This is a genomic window from Candidatus Paralachnospira sp. LCP21S3_A2 (assembly GCF_052118925.1).
GTDB lineage: Bacteria > Bacillota > Clostridia > Lachnospirales > Lachnospiraceae > Lientehia.
The window spans coordinates 44,704-61,508 of sequence record NZ_JBQKGG010000015.1 but is presented as its reverse complement, the minus strand read 5'-3'; the positions used below and the strand labels follow the sequence as shown (position 1 = coordinate 61,508).

Annotated in this window: 18 protein-coding genes and 6 tRNA genes; 22 read left to right on the top strand and 2 right to left on the bottom strand. The window is 47.9% G+C overall.

The window, feature by feature from the left end; all coding sequences use genetic code 11:
- Nucleotides 1-119 precede the first annotated feature (119 nt).
- The 19 genes from ACTQ3K_RS10440 (at nt 120) to ACTQ3K_RS10350 (ending at nt 12,854) form a co-directional block, all read left to right on the top strand.
- Nucleotides 120-193, top strand: a tRNA-Asp gene (locus tag ACTQ3K_RS10440).
- A gap of 24 nt (nt 194-217) precedes the next feature.
- Nucleotides 218-290, top strand: a tRNA-Val gene (locus ACTQ3K_RS10435).
- 36 nt (nt 291-326) lie between these two features.
- Nucleotides 327-399, top strand: a tRNA-Thr gene (locus ACTQ3K_RS10430).
- A 4-nt stretch (nt 400-403) separates the two neighbouring features.
- Nucleotides 404-485 (top strand) — tRNA-Tyr (locus ACTQ3K_RS10425).
- Nucleotides 486-511: 26 nt separating this feature from the next.
- A tRNA-Met gene (locus ACTQ3K_RS10420) sits at nt 512-585 on the top strand.
- A gap of 22 nt (nt 586-607) precedes the next feature.
- Nucleotides 608-680, top strand: a tRNA-Phe gene (locus tag ACTQ3K_RS10415).
- A 177-nt stretch (nt 681-857) separates the two neighbouring features.
- Nucleotides 858-2,069: a hypothetical protein gene (locus ACTQ3K_RS10410; protein WP_441567612.1), complete on the top strand. Its 1,212-nt coding sequence runs from the start codon at nt 858-860 to the stop codon at nt 2,067-2,069.
- Between the two features lie 41 nt (nt 2,070-2,110).
- A complete protein-coding gene (locus ACTQ3K_RS10405) occupies nt 2,111-3,631 on the top strand; it encodes an FGGY-family carbohydrate kinase (RefSeq protein WP_441567614.1) in 1,521 nt (506 codons plus the stop codon).
- 29 nt (nt 3,632-3,660) lie between these two features.
- The gene (locus ACTQ3K_RS10400; protein ID WP_441567616.1) at nt 3,661-4,527 is read left to right on the top strand and encodes an L-ribulose-5-phosphate 3-epimerase; all 867 of its coding nucleotides are present in this window, start codon (nt 3,661-3,663) and stop codon (nt 4,525-4,527) included.
- Nucleotides 4,528-4,644: 117 nt separating this feature from the next.
- Nucleotides 4,645-5,481 carry a P-loop NTPase gene (locus ACTQ3K_RS10395; RefSeq protein WP_441567618.1) on the top strand — a complete coding sequence of 279 codons (837 nt, stop codon included), beginning with the start codon at nt 4,645-4,647 and terminating at the stop codon, nt 5,479-5,481.
- On the top strand, nt 5,482-6,033 hold the full coding sequence (gene yfcE / locus ACTQ3K_RS10390; RefSeq protein WP_441567619.1) for a phosphodiesterase: 552 nt from the start codon (nt 5,482-5,484) through the stop codon (nt 6,031-6,033).
- A gap of 90 nt (nt 6,034-6,123) precedes the next feature.
- The gene (locus tag ACTQ3K_RS10385) at nt 6,124-6,543 is read left to right on the top strand and encodes a C-GCAxxG-C-C family protein (RefSeq protein WP_441567621.1); all 420 of its coding nucleotides are present in this window, start codon (nt 6,124-6,126) and stop codon (nt 6,541-6,543) included.
- Entirely contained in the window at nt 6,540-8,081 is a 1,542-nt protein-coding gene (locus ACTQ3K_RS10380) for an aminotransferase class I/II-fold pyridoxal phosphate-dependent enzyme (protein ID WP_441567623.1), read from the top strand. Before ACTQ3K_RS10385 ends, ACTQ3K_RS10380 begins: the two co-directional genes overlap by 4 nt.
- A gap of 38 nt (nt 8,082-8,119) precedes the next feature.
- Nucleotides 8,120-8,713, top strand: a complete 594-nt coding sequence (locus ACTQ3K_RS10375; RefSeq protein WP_441567721.1) for a guanylate kinase — start codon at nt 8,120-8,122, stop codon at nt 8,711-8,713.
- 147 nt (nt 8,714-8,860) lie between these two features.
- Entirely contained in the window at nt 8,861-9,856 is a 996-nt protein-coding gene (gene holB / locus ACTQ3K_RS10370; protein WP_441567625.1) for a DNA polymerase III subunit delta', read from the top strand.
- Nucleotides 9,853-10,773, top strand: coding sequence for a PSP1 domain-containing protein (locus ACTQ3K_RS10365; protein WP_441567627.1), 921 nt, complete (start codon nt 9,853-9,855; stop codon nt 10,771-10,773). Before holB ends, ACTQ3K_RS10365 begins: the two co-directional genes overlap by 4 nt.
- Nucleotides 10,763-11,500 carry a tRNA1(Val) (adenine(37)-N6)-methyltransferase gene (locus ACTQ3K_RS10360; protein WP_441567629.1) on the top strand — a complete coding sequence of 246 codons (738 nt, stop codon included), beginning with the start codon at nt 10,763-10,765 and terminating at the stop codon, nt 11,498-11,500. The genes ACTQ3K_RS10365 and ACTQ3K_RS10360 overlap by 11 nt, the downstream gene beginning before the upstream one ends.
- A 27-nt stretch (nt 11,501-11,527) precedes the next feature.
- A complete protein-coding gene (gene rsmI, locus ACTQ3K_RS10355) occupies nt 11,528-12,370 on the top strand; it encodes a 16S rRNA (cytidine(1402)-2'-O)-methyltransferase (protein ID WP_441567631.1) in 843 nt (280 codons plus the stop codon).
- Between the two features lie 97 nt (nt 12,371-12,467).
- The gene (locus ACTQ3K_RS10350; protein WP_441567633.1) at nt 12,468-12,854 is read left to right on the top strand and encodes a 4Fe-4S dicluster domain-containing protein; all 387 of its coding nucleotides are present in this window, start codon (nt 12,468-12,470) and stop codon (nt 12,852-12,854) included.
- Nucleotides 12,855-12,971: 117 nt separating this feature from the next.
- Here ACTQ3K_RS10350 and aroE read toward each other — a convergent pair whose 3' ends face one another.
- The gene (gene aroE / locus ACTQ3K_RS10345; protein WP_441567635.1) at nt 12,972-13,826 is read right to left on the bottom strand and encodes a shikimate dehydrogenase; all 855 of its coding nucleotides are present in this window, start codon (nt 13,824-13,826) and stop codon (nt 12,972-12,974) included.
- Nucleotides 13,827-14,097: 271 nt separating this feature from the next.
- Between aroE and ACTQ3K_RS10340 the strand changes: the two genes are divergently transcribed.
- Entirely contained in the window at nt 14,098-14,904 is an 807-nt protein-coding gene (locus ACTQ3K_RS10340; protein WP_441567636.1) for a Cof-type HAD-IIB family hydrolase, read from the top strand.
- The gene (locus ACTQ3K_RS10335; RefSeq protein ID WP_441567638.1) at nt 14,901-15,671 is read left to right on the top strand and encodes an IclR family transcriptional regulator; all 771 of its coding nucleotides are present in this window, start codon (nt 14,901-14,903) and stop codon (nt 15,669-15,671) included. Before ACTQ3K_RS10340 ends, ACTQ3K_RS10335 begins: the two co-directional genes overlap by 4 nt.
- Before the next feature lie 60 nt (nt 15,672-15,731).
- Here the strand turns inward: ACTQ3K_RS10335 and ACTQ3K_RS10330 are convergent, their stop codons facing one another.
- Nucleotides 15,732-15,956: a helix-turn-helix domain-containing protein gene (locus ACTQ3K_RS10330; RefSeq protein ID WP_441567640.1), complete on the bottom strand. Its 225-nt coding sequence runs from the start codon at nt 15,954-15,956 to the stop codon at nt 15,732-15,734.
- Nucleotides 15,957-16,127: 171 nt separating this feature from the next.
- Between ACTQ3K_RS10330 and ACTQ3K_RS10325 the strand changes: the two genes are divergently transcribed.
- Entirely contained in the window at nt 16,128-16,754 is a 627-nt protein-coding gene (locus ACTQ3K_RS10325) for a nucleoside recognition protein (protein ID WP_441567642.1), read from the top strand.
- Nucleotides 16,755-16,805 lie beyond the last annotated feature (51 nt).

Below are 16,805 nucleotides of genomic sequence, written 5' to 3'. Positions count from 1 at the left end.
AGCACAGTAATGTGTGGAGCTGACTGTTACTAATCGGTCGAGGGCTTATCCAGGTGGTTTAGGAGTTTTGGGAATGAAATGATGTTGGACAATGTGTAGTTTTGAAGGTATAGGAATGTGGCCCGGTGGCTCAGCTGGTTAGAGCGCCGCCCTGTCACGGCGGAGGTCGTGGGTTCGAACCCCATCCGGGTCGTTTAACATCTTAATAATTGAATATGGGGTCTTAGCTCAGCTGGGAGAGCATCTGCCTTACAAGCAGAGGGTCATAGGTTCGAGCCCTATAGGCCCCACTTTTTGAATAATAATCCGAATTGGCGTATTTATACGCCGATGTGGCTCAATTGGCAGAGCAGCTGATTTGTAATCAGCAGGTTATCGGTTCGAGTCCGATCATCGGCTTTATGGGGGAATTCCCGAGTGGCCAAAGGGGGCAGACTGTAAATCTGTTAGCAGTGCTTTCGATGGTTCGAATCCATCTTCCCCCACTCGAAAAACTTTATATTGAGAGTGTCGCGGGGTGGAGCAGTTCGGAAGCTCGTCGGGCTCATAACCCGAAGGTCGCAGGTTCAAATCCTGCCCCCGCAACTCAGACATGAAAATGTCTAACGCCCAGATAGCTCAGTTGGTAGAGCAGAGGACTGAAAATCCTCGTGTCGCTGGTTCGATTCCGGCTCTGGGCATTTTTTATTACAAAAAAGGATCCGTGCAAACGAATCTTTTTTGTATTTACAGAACAAAAAGAAATGGGAAAGTATGATATTCGTAACAGGATTCAAGAAATGTAAAATGCTATACTTAATAAAAGTAGGGTAAATAAAGGAATAAGCAAATTATTAAAAAACAGAGGAGGTTTTATTATGGCAGATAAGAACTTAATTAAAAAGACATTTGATGAGGGAAAAGGTGTTTTTCGTTTAATGCCTACATTTGTTCCTCGACGCTTTGGTAAAGCAGGACATCGTTTAAAACTTCATCCGGATGACTATTATGCATTAGGAATTGAACGAGGTTCAATTAAGGAACGGTGGTTTTCATCGACAATCACGGCTAATAATGGCCCTTTGGCAGCACCGGATGAAGGAATGAGCTATGTTGCAGTATCTCCGGATTCTGATGAGAAATTTACATTGAAAGAGGCGATTGATACATTAGGTGCGGAGGTTGTCGGCGAAGAATTAATGGAAAAATACGGTGGTTGGCCGATGTATTCAAAATTTTTCGATTTTGAAAATCCGCTGTTTCATCATGTACATTTGACTTTTGAAGACGCGGCAAGAGTCGGAAAGCTTGGAAAACCGGAATCCTATTATTTTCCCAGACAGTTAAACAACTATTCAGGAGAAAATAACGCTACTTATTTCGGTTTTGATCCAGATACAGATCCAGAAGATGTAAAAGAAAGGCTTCGTCATTATAATGAAGCTGATACCAGAATTACGGAGTTATCCAGGGCATATCGTGTTGAATTGGGAACCGGTTGGTTTACTCCGGCAGGTGTCATTCATGCTCCAGCATCGTATTTAACATATGAGCCTCAGTGGAATTCCGATGTAAATTCAGTAGAAGAAAATGTAGTTTCAGGTGAGATCTATCCACGTGAAATGCTGGTTGAGGAGTGTCCTGAAGATAAGAAGGACGATATAGATTACATTTTTGGATTATTAGATTGGGAAAAGAATGTAGATCCTCATTATAAAAAGACGAATTTCCGTCCGCCGGTGATTGCAGTAGAAACAGATCAATACGTTGAAAAATGGGTTTCCTATGCAAATGATTATATTTGTGCAAAGGAATTAACTGTATATCCCGGTCAGAAAGTTACAATTAAAGATGCAGCAGCATATGGTTGTATTTTTGTACAGGGACATGGAAAATTCGGAGTGTTTGATGCAGAAACGGCGACGATGCTTCGATTTGGTCAGCAGAGTGCCGATGAATATTTTGTATCGGAACAGGCTGCGAAGGCGGGAATTGTAATTGAGAATCATAGTAAGTTTGAGCCTATCGTAATTTTAAAGCATTTTGGACCTAATAATCCGGAAATGCCTAAGACAGTTCCGGAAGAATAATGTGTTACTGGTGAGGCGTTAGGTTATATGAGGAGGAGGATATGAGCTATTTAATGGGAATTGATAACGGCGGAACCTTTGTAAAAGCCGGTATCATAGACGAGAAGGGGAATATTATTGCTGTGGCCAGACAGCCGATCCAGAATCTGACGCCAAAACCAGGATATACAGAACGGGATATGGGAAAACTCTGGGAACAGAATGCAAAAGTTATTCGGGAGTCACTGGAAAAAAGTGGAATTGATTCTGAGGATCTGTCCGGCATTTCATTTTCCGGTCATGGAAAAGGATTATATCTGGTTGGAAAGGACGGAAAACCTTCCTACCCAGGAATCCTTTCTACCGATGCCCGGGCCTGGGAATATCCGAAAAAGTGGAAACAGGATGGAACGGCAGAAAAAGTACGGGAAAAAACATGCCAGGATATTTTGGCGTGTCAGCCGGTCAGTCTGTTGGCATGGCTGCGGGATCACGAGCCGGAAGTGATAGAAAATACAAAATATGTGTTTTCTATCAATGATTATATCCGGTACTGCCTGACCGGTACAGCAAACGGTGAATATACGAATTTTTCCGGAGCCAATCTAGTGAATCTTCATACGGCTGCGTATGATAAAGAACTGCTGGCATTATTTGGCCTGGAAAGCGTATGGGATAAGCTTCCGCCTCTGAAATATTCGGCAGATATCTGTGGTACAGTTACAGAAGAAGCAGCGGTGATCACCGGACTAAAAGCAGGAACGCCGGTGATGGCAGGAATGTTTGACGTTGATGCTTGTGGAATCGCTTCAGGAATTTATGATGAAACACAGGTGTGCATGATTGCAGGAACCTGGAGTATCAATGAATATATTACCAGAAAGCCGATCACCAATGGTACGGTTGCGCTGAATTCCATGTTCTGTATTCCGGAGTATTATCTGATTGAGGAGAGCAGTCCCACATCAGCAGGAAACATGCAGTGGTTTATTGATGAGATCCTGGCGGAGAAGAAAGAAGAACTGAAAGCAGCCGGAAAGAGTATTTATGATTACACGAATCAGATTATTTCGGAAATCGATCCGGCGTCCAGTAATGTGATCTTTCTTCCGTTTCTTAACGGGTCCAATGAAGATCCGCTGGCAAAGGCATGTTTTGTCGGATTGACGGATTATCACAACCGTGGCCACATGCTGCGTGCAGTTTATGAAGGAATCGTTTTTTCACATATGGTACATGTGGAACGGCTTTTTAGAAACAGGGAAAAACCGGAGGCAATCCGTTTAGCAGGCGGAGCTGCAAATTCTGAAGAATGGGTTCAGATCTTTGCAGATGTTCTGGGAATCCCGGTAGAAACTGTGGCATGCGATGAGCAGGGGATCATGGGAGCTGCCATGGCAGCAGGAATCGGAGTCGGAGTGTTTGAAACATACGAGCAGGCAGTGCGCAGTCTGGTACATGTTTCCAGAAGAGTAGAACCGCGCAGAGAGTATCAGGCAGTATATGAAAAGAAGTATAAGCTTTATAAGAAAGTAATTGCTGCTCTTGGCGGAGTATGGGAAGATTTCAGTGTGTCTGAGTAAAAAGAACGTAGAAAAGAAGGAGAAAAAATATGTTTGATTTACATAAAACACCGATTGGCCTTTATGAAAAGGCACTTCCGGATGCCTTTACCTGGAAAGAAAAAATGCAGGCGGCAAAAGCAGCAGGGTTTGATTTTATTGAAATTTCTGTAGATGAATCGGATGCCAGACTTGCCAGACTGGACTGGAACGATGCTCAGATCAAAGAAATGCGGGATCTGATGGATGAAACGGGAATTATTTTTCCAAGTATGTGTTTAAGCGGTCATCGTCGTTTTCCGTTTGGAAGCAAGAATCCGGAGACAAGAGCAAAGGCGTACGAGATTATGGAGAAGGGAATTATCCTGGCACAGAAGCTGGGAGTCACCTGCATTCAGCTTGCAACGTATGATGTTTATTATGAAAAGTCCGATGATGAAACAAAGGCAATGTTCCTTGAGGGCATGAAAAAGTCTGTGGAAATGGCTTCAAGAGCGGGAATCATCCTGGCCATGGAGATCATGGATACTCCGTTCGCAGGAACGATCCTGAGAGCCTCCCATTACCTGAGGGAGATACCGTCACCGTATTTCAAGATCTATCCGGATATGGGAAATCTTACCCAGTTTTCAGCAGATCCGGAAAGTGAGTTTGAACTTGGAATGCCGGAGATTACAGCAATTCATGTAAAAGAGACAAAACCTGGTATTTTCAAGTGTGTTCCGTTTGGTACAGGAACGGTAAGATTTGCAGATCTGTTTACAAAGCTTCATGAACTTGGTTACACAGGAAGATTTATGGTGGAGATGTGGGCAGATAATAAAAAGATTTACACGATGAAAGAAGCTGTGGCAGAGATCCATGAGGCGTATGAATTTGTAACAGATAAGATGCGTCAGGGTGGATATCAAGTATAAGAAAATAGAAGAATTGAAGGACAGAATAAGCAGACCTCCCCTTGAAATACCCCGGGGAGGTCTGTTATAATGGGGATATTATTACAAATATGTTCAGCGTATGGAAAGGGAAAGAGAATGGCAGAAGAAAAAAAATGTTCCAGCACTTCCTGCGGGAAAGATTCCTGCGAAGGCTGTGAAAAAGCAAAAGTAGATTTTACGGTGAAACCGAATGATATGACTCATGTAAAGAAAGTTATCGGTGTTGTCAGCGGAAAAGGCGGCGTTGGAAAATCCATGGTGACTTCGCTGCTGGCAGTGACCATGAGCAAACGTGGTTATAAATGCGGAATTCTGGATGCGGATATTACGGGTCCGTCCATCCCCAAGGCTTTTGGACTGAAGGATAAGGTACGCGCCACGGAAACGGGAATGATGATGCCAGTGTACAGCCAGGGTGGTGTGCCGGTCATGTCCATTAACCTGATCCTGCCCAATGATACAGATCCTGTTGTCTGGAGAGGACCGGTGATTGCCAATACTGTAAAGCAGTTCTGGTCAGATGTTATGTGGGGAGATCTGGATTATCTGTTTGTGGATATGCCTCCGGGAACAGGAGATGTGCCGCTGACAGTCTTCCAGTCGCTTCCGGTGAATGGGATCGTGGTGGTAACATCTCCCCAGGAGCTGGTTTCCATGATCGTCGCAAAAGCGGTAAAGATGGCAGAGCTTATGAAGGTGCCGGTTCTCGGACTGGTGGAAAATATGTCTTATTTCAAATGTCCTGACAACGGGAAGGAATATCGGATTTTTGGCGAGAGCCATATCGATGAGGTGGCAAAGATTCATTCGCTTCCGGTGCTTGCGAGAGTTCCCATTGACCCGGCTCTGGCAGACGCCTGTGACCGGGGCTGTATCGAGGAGTTTGCCGGGTCCTGTATGGATGAGGCAGTGAAAGTGCTGGAGGAAAACTAAATGACAAAACTGATGATTGCGTCGGACGTACATGGATCGGCATATTACTGTGAGAAAATGCTGGAGCGTTATGAAGCGGAGAATGCGGAGAAACTGATCCTTCTGGGAGATCTTCTGTATCATGGTCCCCGGAATGATCTGCCAAAGGAGTATGCGCCGAAGAAAGTCATTGCCATGCTCAATGAGGTGAAGGATGAGCTTTTATGCGTTCGTGGGAACTGTGACGCGGAAGTGGACCAGATGGTGCTTCAGTTTCCGATCCTGGCGGATTACATGATCCTTTACCTGGAAGGACGGATGGTATTTGCGAGCCATGGACATGTTCATAACGAAGAGCATCTGCCGCCGTTAAAAAAAGGAGATATCCTGCTTCATGGCCATACCCATGTGCAGGCCATGGAGGAACATGAAGATCACCTGTATCTGAATCCCGGGTCCGTTTCCATTCCGAAAAATGGCAATGAAAACAGCTATATGGTCTATGAAAACGGCGTGTTCACCATTAAAAATATGGAGGGCGCCGAGATACGGAGCCTGTCCATCAAAGCGTAAGAGAAAAGATGCTGTAAGAAAAAGAACACAGGATGATTCCGGCCGGAGGACGGCCGGATCGTCTGCGGATACAAAGGAGGATCGGGCATTATGGAATCAAGAGCAATGGAAGCAAAAGCCCGCCATGACCGTGGATTCAACTGTTGTCAGGCAGTAGCCTGTACCTACTGTGATCTGTTTGGCATGGATGAGGAGACTGCGTTTAAGGCATGTGAAGCGTTCGGAGCCGGAATGGGCGGCATGGAAGGAACCTGCGGTGCTGTTTCAGGCGCGGTATTTCTGGCAGGACTGAAAAACAGCTGCGGCGATCTGGAAAAGCCGGTGAGCAAGGGAAAGACGTATCAGTTTTCCAGAGCCATCACAGCGAAATTCAGGGAAAAGAACGGAAGCCTTGTCTGTCGGGATTTGAAGGGAATCGAGACGGGCACACCGCTTCGGTCCTGTGAGGGCTGTATTCTGGATGCAGCGGCACTGGTTGAGGAGCTTTTACTGGATCAGGAAAATAAATGAGACTGGATTTATATGAACAGCTGACGGCGTATGGACGGACGGACATGCTTCCGTTCCATATGCCGGGTCACAAACGAAACAGCGGGATATTCGGATTTAATGATCCGTTCTCCTTTGATATTACAGAGATCGACGGCTTTGATAATCTTCATCACGCTGATGGGATCTTAAGGGAGGCCATGGAGGAAGCCGCGCAGATTTACGGCTCGGAACGGAGCTGGTTTCTGGTTAATGGAAGCAGTTCCGGGCTTCTGGCAGCAGTTTCGGCCTGCGTAAAGCGGGGTGGGACAATTCTCGTAGCGAGAAACTGTCATAAATCGATATATCATGGAATTTTTCTCCGGGGGCTTACGCCCTCTTATTTGTGTCCGGCGGGGATTCCGGGCTTCGGTGCAGCTGGTGCAGTGACACCGGAAATGGTAAGACAGGGACTTCGGGACTGTCCTCAGGCGGAGGCAGTTCTGATCACATCGCCCACCTATGAGGGCGTCTGTTCTGACATTGCGGGTATTGCAGAAGCAGCTCATGACCATGGTATTCCGCTGATCGTGGACAGTGCCCACGGGGCGCATTTTTCGTTCTGGAGTACAGAGCAGAATGAAGCATCGGAAGAATATGCCGCTGACGGAAAAGATCCGGAGCATGGCGGAAAGGAAGAATTGGTTTTATGGAGAAGAATGTTTCCGCATCCGGCGCTGCGATTGGGGGCAGATGTGGTCATCGAAAGTCTCCATAAAACGCTTCCGTCCCTGACCCAGACGGCAATTATTCATAAGAAATCTGACCTGGTGGAGGAGGAGAGGCTTTCTTATTTTCTTCAGATCTATCAGAGTTCCAGTCCGTCCTATGTACTTATGGCATCCATCGAACAGTGTATCGCCTACATGGCGGGGAACAATGGAGAGCAGGTCATGAAACAGTATGAGGAGCGTCTGCTTTCTCTTAGAAAATGGATTCATGACAGGAAACATATCCGGCTTATGACCGGGGAGGACGGCGGCGGAGCGGCATACGATCCGTCAAAGCTTGTTCTGAAAGCAGAAAGATTTAGCGGGCCGGAGCTTTACAGCCGTCTGCGGGAGCAGTATCATATCCAGCCGGAGATGTGTACGGAGACCTATGTGATTCTGATGACAAGCCCGGCTGATACAGAAGAAATGTATCAGAGACTTAAGCAGGCGCTTGGAGAGCTGGATTATGAGACAGAGAAAACGCATACAGAAAGTGGTGGAATTGTGTGTGGACTGGACCGTTCTCAGCCGGTGGTACTTCCGGTGCCCAGAGTGATGATGACTCCGGCGAATGCCATGGAGCAGCCCATGGAAACACTGATGTTTTCCGATTGTGCCGGACGGATTTCCGGGGAGTTTCTTTATCTTTACCCGCCGGGAGTTCCGGTGGCAGCACCGGGAGAAGAACTTACAGAAGAAATCATTAAGATTTTAAAATGTTATGAAGAAAACGGGCTGGAAATCAACGGGCCGGCAGAAGCAGGAAAGCTGCGGGTGCTGAAAAGAAGGGCTGGATCAGACGAATGACAGAGGCTGTAAAAGCAGAACGGCAGAATGGAGAAAACATGGGCCATATTTACTATATCATGGGAAAGAGTGCATCAGGGAAAGACAGTGTGTTCCGTGTGCTGGCAGCAGATCCGGAGCTTGGACTTCGGACGGTTGTGATGTATACCACCCGTCCCATGCGGGAGGGAGAACAGGACGGACGGGAATATTTTTTCCGCAACGAGGAATTCCTTGCAGCGAAGCAGGCAGAAGGAACCGTCATCGAATCCCGGACTTATGAGACCGTTTGTGGTCTGTGGAGTTATTTTACTCTTGATGACGGACAGATCGATCTGGAAAATCACCGGTATTTAATGATCGGAACACCGGAATCCTATCTGGCGACAAAAAAATACTTTGAGCGACAGAAAAAGACTCCGCTGAGTCCTTTGTACATTCATGTGGAAGACGGAGAACGGCTGATCCGTGCCATCGGACGGGAACGACTCCAGAAGCATCCCAACTACGCAGAAATCTGCCGCCGGTTCCTGGCCGATGAAAAAGACTTCGCCCAGGAGGTTTTGGACAGCTGCGGAATCGAGAATATATATGAAAACCGGGTATTGGAAGAATGTATCCGCGAGATAAAAAAGAAAATTACGGAGGGCTGATGTGATAGCCGGCCCGGAGTGAAGTGTAACTGTTATAGTGGATTCAGAACAAATCTGCTTGGCTCTGAATTTAATAAATAATTTCTACATTACATTCAAAAAGTATGTTATACTAAAGGGAAGAATAAGACAAAGGGGGTATCAGGAATGCTGCGTTTTCAGGATATTTTAGGACAAGATCAGATCAAAGAATACTTTCAGAATGCCTTGAAACGACATCAGTTTTCCCATGCCTATATTCTGACCGGGGAAGCTGGAATGGGGCGGAAAAGCCTGGCAAACGCCTTTGCCATGACGCTCCAGTGCGAGAACGGTGAGACGGAGCCCTGCGGGACATGCCACTCCTGCAAACAGTTTTTAAGCGGAAATCATCCTGATGTGATCTATGTGCGCCACGAAAAACCGGCCAGCATCGGTGTGGATGATGTACGGGAGCAGGTGGTGGACGATGTGGCGGTGAAGCCGTACAGCAGCCCCTATAAAATTTATATCATCGACGATGCGGAGCTTCTGACGCCCCAGGCGCAGAATGCACTGTTAAAGACCATTGAGGAGCCGCCGGAGTATGCGGTGATCTTTTTCCTGACGACCAATGCGGAGAGTTTTCTGCCGACGATCCTTTCCCGGTGCACGGTGCTCAAGTTAAAACCGCTGTATGATTCGGTCATTAAGGATTATCTCATAAAAGAATGTAAGGTGTCTGCCCATCAGGCGGATATCTGTACGGCTTTTGCCAGGGGAAATCTCGGAAAAGCCATTGCTTTGTCATCTTCCGAGGAGTTTATGCAGCTCCAGGAGCTGGTGATGCGGCTGCTGAAAAAGGTATCGGAGATGGCTGTTTATGAAATGGTCGGTGCATTAAAGGAGTTAAAAGATTCCGGTTTCCGGATAGGGGACTGCCTGGAATTCATGCAGCTCTGGTTCCGCGATGTACTGATGTTCAAGGCGACTCAGGACAGTTCGCTTCTGATCTTCAAGGACGAATATAAATATTTAAAGGAAGTCTCGGATCACAGTGATTATGCCGGAATCGAGAAGATCCTTGCGGCGATCGACAAGGCGCGGGTGCGTCTCGACGCCAACGTGAATTTCGAGCTCACCATGGAGCTTATGCTGTTAGTAATGAAGGAGAATATTTTATGATAAAGGTAGTTGGCGTGCGGTTCCGTACGGCAGGAAAGATTTATTTTTTCGATCCCGGAAAGCTTCATATCAAAAAGGGTCAGCATGTCATTGTTGAGACGGCGCGCGGCGTGGAATATGGTTATGTGCTTACCGGAGAGCGGGAGGTGACCGATGACAAGGTGATCCAGCCCTTAAAGCCGGTGCTTCGGATCGCCACAAAAGAAGATGATGCCATCGAGGAAAAGAACAAAAAGAAGGAAAAGGAAGCCTTTAAGATCTGCCAGAAAAAGATCGAGAAGCATCATCTGGAGATGAAACTGATCGACGCAGAATATACTTTTGATAACAATAAGGTTCTGTTTTACTTTACGGCCGATGGCCGGATCGATTTCCGTGAACTGGTAAAGGATCTGGCTTCGGTATTCAAGACCAGAATTGAGCTGCGCCAGATTGGTGTCCGTGACGAGACAAAGATCCTCGGCGGTGTCGGAATCTGCGGCCGGCCCCTGTGCTGCCATTCTTATCTGTCGGAGTTTATTCCGGTGTCCATTAAAATGGCAAAGGAGCAGAATCTGTCCTTAAATCCCACAAAGATCTCCGGAACCTGCGGCAGACTGATGTGCTGCTTAAAGAATGAGGAGGAGACATACCGTTATCTGAACAGCAAGCTCCCCGGTGTCGGCGATTATGTGACTACTGATGACGGTCTGAAGGGAGAAGTTTCTTCGGTCAATGTGCTGCGCCAGAGGGTAAAGGTTCTGGTTCATCTGGAAAATGATGAGAAGGAACTCCGGGATTATGGTGCGGAGCAGTTAAAGTTCCGGCCAAGAAAGCGGAAGGACAAGGAAAAAGTGAATTCCAAGGAAGAGAAAGAACTGAAGAAGCTGGAGGCCATGGAGAAAAGGGAAGGAAAGTCTAAGCTCAATGACAATTAAGCTGCTGCCCAATGAGCGGATCGACGAGCTGCAGAGAAACGGCTACCGCATTATCCAGAACGAGAAGAAGTTTTGTTTTGGCATGGATGCGGTTTTGCTTTCCGGTTTTGCGAGAGCCGGAAAGGGAGAGCGGGTGCTGGATCTGGGAACCGGAACCGGCATTATCCCGATCCTCATGGAAGCCAAGACGGAGGGGGAATCCTTTACCGGGCTGGAGATCCAGGAGGAAATGGCCGAGATGGCGGCGAGGAGTGTGAAGCTCAACGGGCTGGAAGAAAAGGTTTCGATCATACAGGGAGATCTGAAGGAGGCCTCGAAGCGATTCGGAAAGGCTTCTTTTGATGTCGTCACATGTAATCCGCCGTACATGAACCAGAATCATGGATTAAAAAATCCGGACGAGCCGAAGGCCATTGCCCGGCATGAACTGCTGTGCAGCTTTGAAGATGTAGCCAGAGAGGCAGCGGCTCTTTTAAAATCCGGCGGCCGGCTTTATCTGGTACATCGTCCTCACAGGCTGACGGAGATTTTTGAGACACTGCGGGCTCATAAGCTGGAACCGAAGCGTATGAAGTTTGTACATCCCTTTGCGGATGCGGAGGCAAATATGGTGCTCATTGAGGCGTTCCGCGGCGGCCGGCCCCAGATGCGGGTGGAAGCGCCGGTGATCGTCTATGAGAAGCCTGGAGTTTATACGAACGAAATTTATGAAATCTATGGATACTAAAATCCGGATAAAAACAGGAGGCGGAATATGGCGGGACAGCTTTATATCTGCGCGACACCCATCGGGAATCTGGAGGACATTACGCTCCGGGTTCTGCGCACATTAAGGGAAGTGGATGTGATCGCGGCGGAGGATACGAGAAATACCATTAAGCTTCTGAACCATTTTGAGATCAAAACGCCCATGACCAGCTATCATGAGTATAATAAGGTGGACAAGGCGCGGTATCTGGTGGAGCAGATGGCGCGAGGCGTCTCCGTGGCGCTGGTGACAGATGCGGGAACTCCGGCGATTTCCGATCCCGGAGAGGAGCTGGTACGCCAGTGCTATGAAGCGGGGATCTCCATGACCTCACTGCCCGGTCCGGCGGCCTGTATCACAGCCCTGACGATTTCCGGGCTTCCCACAAGGAGGTTCTGCTTTGAAGCATTTCTTCCGGCGGACAAAAAGGAACGGAAAGAGGTGCTGGAGGAGCTTCAGTCTGAAACGAGAACGATGATCATTTATGAAGCACCTCATCATCTGGCTAAAACCTTAAGGGAGCTGGCGGAGGCCCTCGGCGACCGCCGGATCTCCATCTGCAAGGAGCTGACCAAGACCTTTGAGCAGGTGTTCCAGACAACGCTTTTTCAGGCAGCGGAGCGGTTTGAGACGGAGGCTCCCCGCGGAGAGCAGGTGCTTGTCATTGAGGGACGGAGCCGTGCGGAGATGAAGGCGGAGGAACAGAAAAGCTGGGAAGAAATTCCGCTTTCAGAGCATATGGAACGGTATCTTTCCCAGGGAATCGAGAAAAAAGAAGCCATGCGAATGGTGGCAAAGGACCGCGGGATTTCCAAAAGAGAGGTTTATCAGGGGCTGCTGGAGAAATAAGATTCGGAACAATCAGTCGTTGCAGGTTCTGTCGTATTTATGCTATAATGACAAACGATAATCATTATCAGGAAAATACGATTGGAGGAACTTCATTATGAAAAAACTGACTGTGAAAAAGGGCAGTGAATGTATGGCATGTCTTGGCTGTGAGATTGCATGCTCCGAAGCTTTTTATAAGGAATTTGATCCGGCTAAGTCCTGTATTCAGATCGGGGAGAAAAAGGGAACGGTAAAGCCTGCGGTATGTGTGCAGTGTGGAAAGTGTGCGAAGGCCTGCGAACATGGTGCGATCAAGCAGAATGCCAAGGGTGTTTACATGATTGACAAGAAGCTTTGCGTAGGCTGCGGAAAGTGTGTGGAAGCATGTCCTTTCGGTGTTATGGTTATGCCAGAGGGTGCGGCAAATCCGTCCAAGTGCATTGCCTGCGGAATCTGTGTAAAGGCTTGTCCCGCAGATGTACTTGAGATTGTAGAGGCTTAAAAACAGATAGGTGCGGCCTGGCTTTGAATGGACGTTCCGCTATATAAAAAGACAGAGACTGCCATCAGCAAATAAAATTGCTTTCGGCAGTCTCTGTCTTTTTCTGCGTGCTGAACTTTAAAGTCCAAATTCGTTCTTTAAGGTGTCTGTCATTACGTTTATGGGGGCTTCTTCGCCGGTCCAGAGGGTGAAGTTTAAGGCCCCCTGGTTTACCAGCATGCCGAGTCCATTGATGGTATGGGCGCCGCGTTTGGCTGCTTCCTGAAGAAACAGGGTATTGGGGTCGTTGAATACTACATCGCTGACCACCATCTTGTTGGTTACGGTATCGTAATCCACATGGGGCTTGCTGTTTACATCAGGATAAAGGCCGATGCAGGTGGCGTTGATGAGGATGTCGGTATCGGGATCCACGCAGTAGGGCTGATCCCAGGAGACATACTGAGCTTCGGCAGGTGTTTTTTCCTGAATCAGTTTTACCAGCTCCTCGCCCCGTTCTGTGTTTCGGTTGACGATGATGATCTTTGCAGCTCCGGCCAGGGCACATTCCACGCTGATGGCACGGGCAGCACCGCCGGCGCCCAGGATCACGACCTGTTTCCCATCTACAGAAACTCTTTCATTTTCCAGAGAGATCAAAAATCCTTTTCCATCGGTATTCTCACCAAAGAGTTTTCCGTCCTTGTTCACGACCATGTTTACGGCGCCGATGATGGAGGCAGCCTCGGAGAGCTCATCAAGATATTGGAGAACCCGAACCTTATGGGGGATTGTCAAGTTGATTCCCCTCATGTTAAACGCTTTTACGCCATTCATGGCAGCTTCCAGATCATCTTTTTCTACCTTCACGGTCAAATAACGATAGTTCAGTCCCTTTGTTGCAAAAGCGGCTTCCTCCATGACCCCGGTGGGGTTTTCATCGATGGGATTTCCGAAAGCTCCTACCAGTTCCGCTCTGTAATTCTTTGCCATATCCTGCTGCTCCTTTCACTGTTTCCGGGTGGGGTTCTGCCGATAACCATAAGGCTTTTATAAACGGTTTTCTGCGGCCAACAGCCCGGATTTTTTTGTTTCTACGATACCATATTTTTCGGGTTTGGGAAACCACTTCTTGAAGCATCGGATGATTTATGGTAAGTTAAAGAGGAGAGATGTGACAGAGAACAGGGAGATGTCTGACAGACATCGGACTTCTGCTGGCGGAAGCCGCATGAAAAAATTGAGTGAGTCCGCGGAGGATGTTATGGATTATTCTATTGTTTTTACGGATATAGACGGAACATTGTTAAATTCTGCCCATCAGGTGACAGAAGCAACGGCAGCAGGAATCCGGGCTCTTGACCGGGCGGGAATTCCTGTGGTTTTTGTGTCGGCGCGGATGCCAATGGCGATCTATCCACTTCAGGAGCAGATCGGGTTTCATGCCCCGATCATCTGTTACAGTGGGGCGCTTACACTGGACAGAGACGGAAAGCCGGTAAAAAGTACCTGCCTTTCGGCGGAGACGGTGGAAGCCATGAAGCGGCTGCTTCCGGCAGAGACAGAGGAGTGCTGCTTCTGTTCTTATGTGGACAATCGCTGGATCGTATCAAACCCGGAGCATGTGCAGATCCGGAGCGAACATCGGATCACCGGAGCGGATCCGGAGATGGGGGATCCGTTTATGCCGGGACGGGCGGTCCATAAAATTCTGGGCTTCGGACCTCAGGCGCTTCTTAATGAAACCATGAGAAAATTAAAGCAGGCCTTTCCGGAGTGTACCATCGTAAAGTCGGCACCGCATCTGCTGGAGATCATGGACGGAAAGGTATCAAAGGCAGATGCTCTTGTGGATCTCTGCAAAAAAATGGGGATTTCTGAGGACAAAGCGGCAGCATTTGGGGATAATTATAATGATCTGGAAATGCTTCAGAGTGCCGGTCTGGGAATCGCCATGGGGAACGCGCCGGAGGAGGTAAAGCAGGCCGCGGATGAGGTGACACTGGATAATGATCATGATGGGCTTCTGGCTGCGCTCCGGCGGCTGTTCCCGGAAGGAGGGAGTTTTTGACGGACGAGATGGTAATCGTGCCCGCAGTCATGCGGGCGTTAAATATTGTAGAGGCATTGTTTGCGAGCACAGAGCCGAAATCGCTCAGCGAGCTTTCCAAAGAGCTGGAAATACCAACAGCATCGTTGTTTCGGATTTTAAAAAACCTGGCGAGCCGTGATTATATCACGGTTCTTGAAGGAACGCCTGTCCGCTATACCATCGGACGGCGGCCGTTTCAGCTTGTGACCAATTATCGAAATGGGGTGGATCAGAAGGATGTGATCAAACCGGTTATGCAGGAGCTGACGGCGCGTACCAGTCAGACGGCTCAGTATGCTGTGTTCCAGAACGGGCAGTTCCTTTATATCGAACAGGTGCTTTCAGATGCAAAGTTAAATATTCTGGCACAGCTTTATGTGCCGCTGGAGGTGAATACCAGCGCCGGGGCGAAAATGATCCTGGCAAATCTGCCAAAAGAGACGCGGGAAGCGTATCTTTCCGGTATCACGCTTCAGAAGCGGACGGTTCATACCATCAATGATATGGATCTTTTGCGGGAGGATCTGGAACGGTCAAAGAAGCGAGGGTATGCTCTGGATGATGAGGAATTTACCATCGGGATCGGCTGTATGGCAGTGCCGGTTTTTAACGGCGATGGTCATTGCTGCGGTGCAGTCGGTGTTACTGGTTATATTGAGGATTATCGGAATACGGAGACATTTCGGCATATTCAGGAGTGTCTGATCGAAGCAGCAGGGGAGATAGGAAGAAAACTGCGAAGATAAAATAGGATAACCAATGGCTGAATTGAATATAGAAACGAAAATCCAACTGTTCAATAAAGATCAGTTGGATTTTTCTGTATATGTGTCTGGTTCATCTAAAAATTGTACAACTTCATTTGGTGTGCACTCCAGGATACGGCAGATCTTTTCCAGAGTCAAAAGGGTGATATTATTTCCTTTTCGGAGAGTGTCCAGTGTGCGGTTGTCGATTCCTTGTTTCATCAGCCGGTATTGTGTAAATCCGCGGGATTTCATAGTATCCCACAGTGGGCTGTAATCGATCATGTAGTACACTTCCTCTCCTGTAATTGTAACTGTTAGTACCAATTATAGGAGAGAATGAGGAAAAACAATATTGTGCATATATTCACTATATTGGTAAGCGGAATGTTTTGAAAAATTCAAAATTTATTGGAAAATCCCGGAATAAAATAAAAGAAAACGGAGTCATGGAGCATGCTCAATGTTTTATGGTGCGGAATGGTGTTTCTCGGCGTTGTATGGGGGATTATATCCGGAAATATGGGGCTTCTGACGGATGGAATTTTGAACGGCGCCGGAGATGCGATTTCGCTGTGCATTACCATGGCAGGAATCCTGTCATTCTGGTGTGGACTCATGGAGATCGCCGGACAGGCGGGATTATTAAAGAAGCTCACTGGAGCATTAAAGCCTTTTGTGGGTTTGTTGTTTCCGAGAATTCCGGAAGGACATCCGGCGAGAGAGGCCATTTCCACAAATCTGGCAGCAAACATTCTGGGACTTGGATGGGCGGCAACACCGGCGGGGCTGGAGGCTATGAAGCAGCTGGAGGAAATGAAAGAGACAGGGCGGGGAGAGACAGCGATTGTCCCGCGGGGAACGGCCAGCCGGGAGATGTGTACGTTTTTAATCCTGAATATTTCTTCACTTCAACTGATTCCGGTGAATATGATCGCCTATCGGAGTCGTTACGGCAGTGGAATGCCGGAGGTGATCGTGGGACCGGCGATTCTTGTAACGCTGGCAAGTACCGCAGCAGCAGTTTTGTTCTGCAGGATCATGGAACGGTCTGATGACCGGAAAAACAGAAGAAGGGAATAAGAAAAACGGGAATGATGGAACAGAAATTCCGAAATTACACAGGAGAAACAC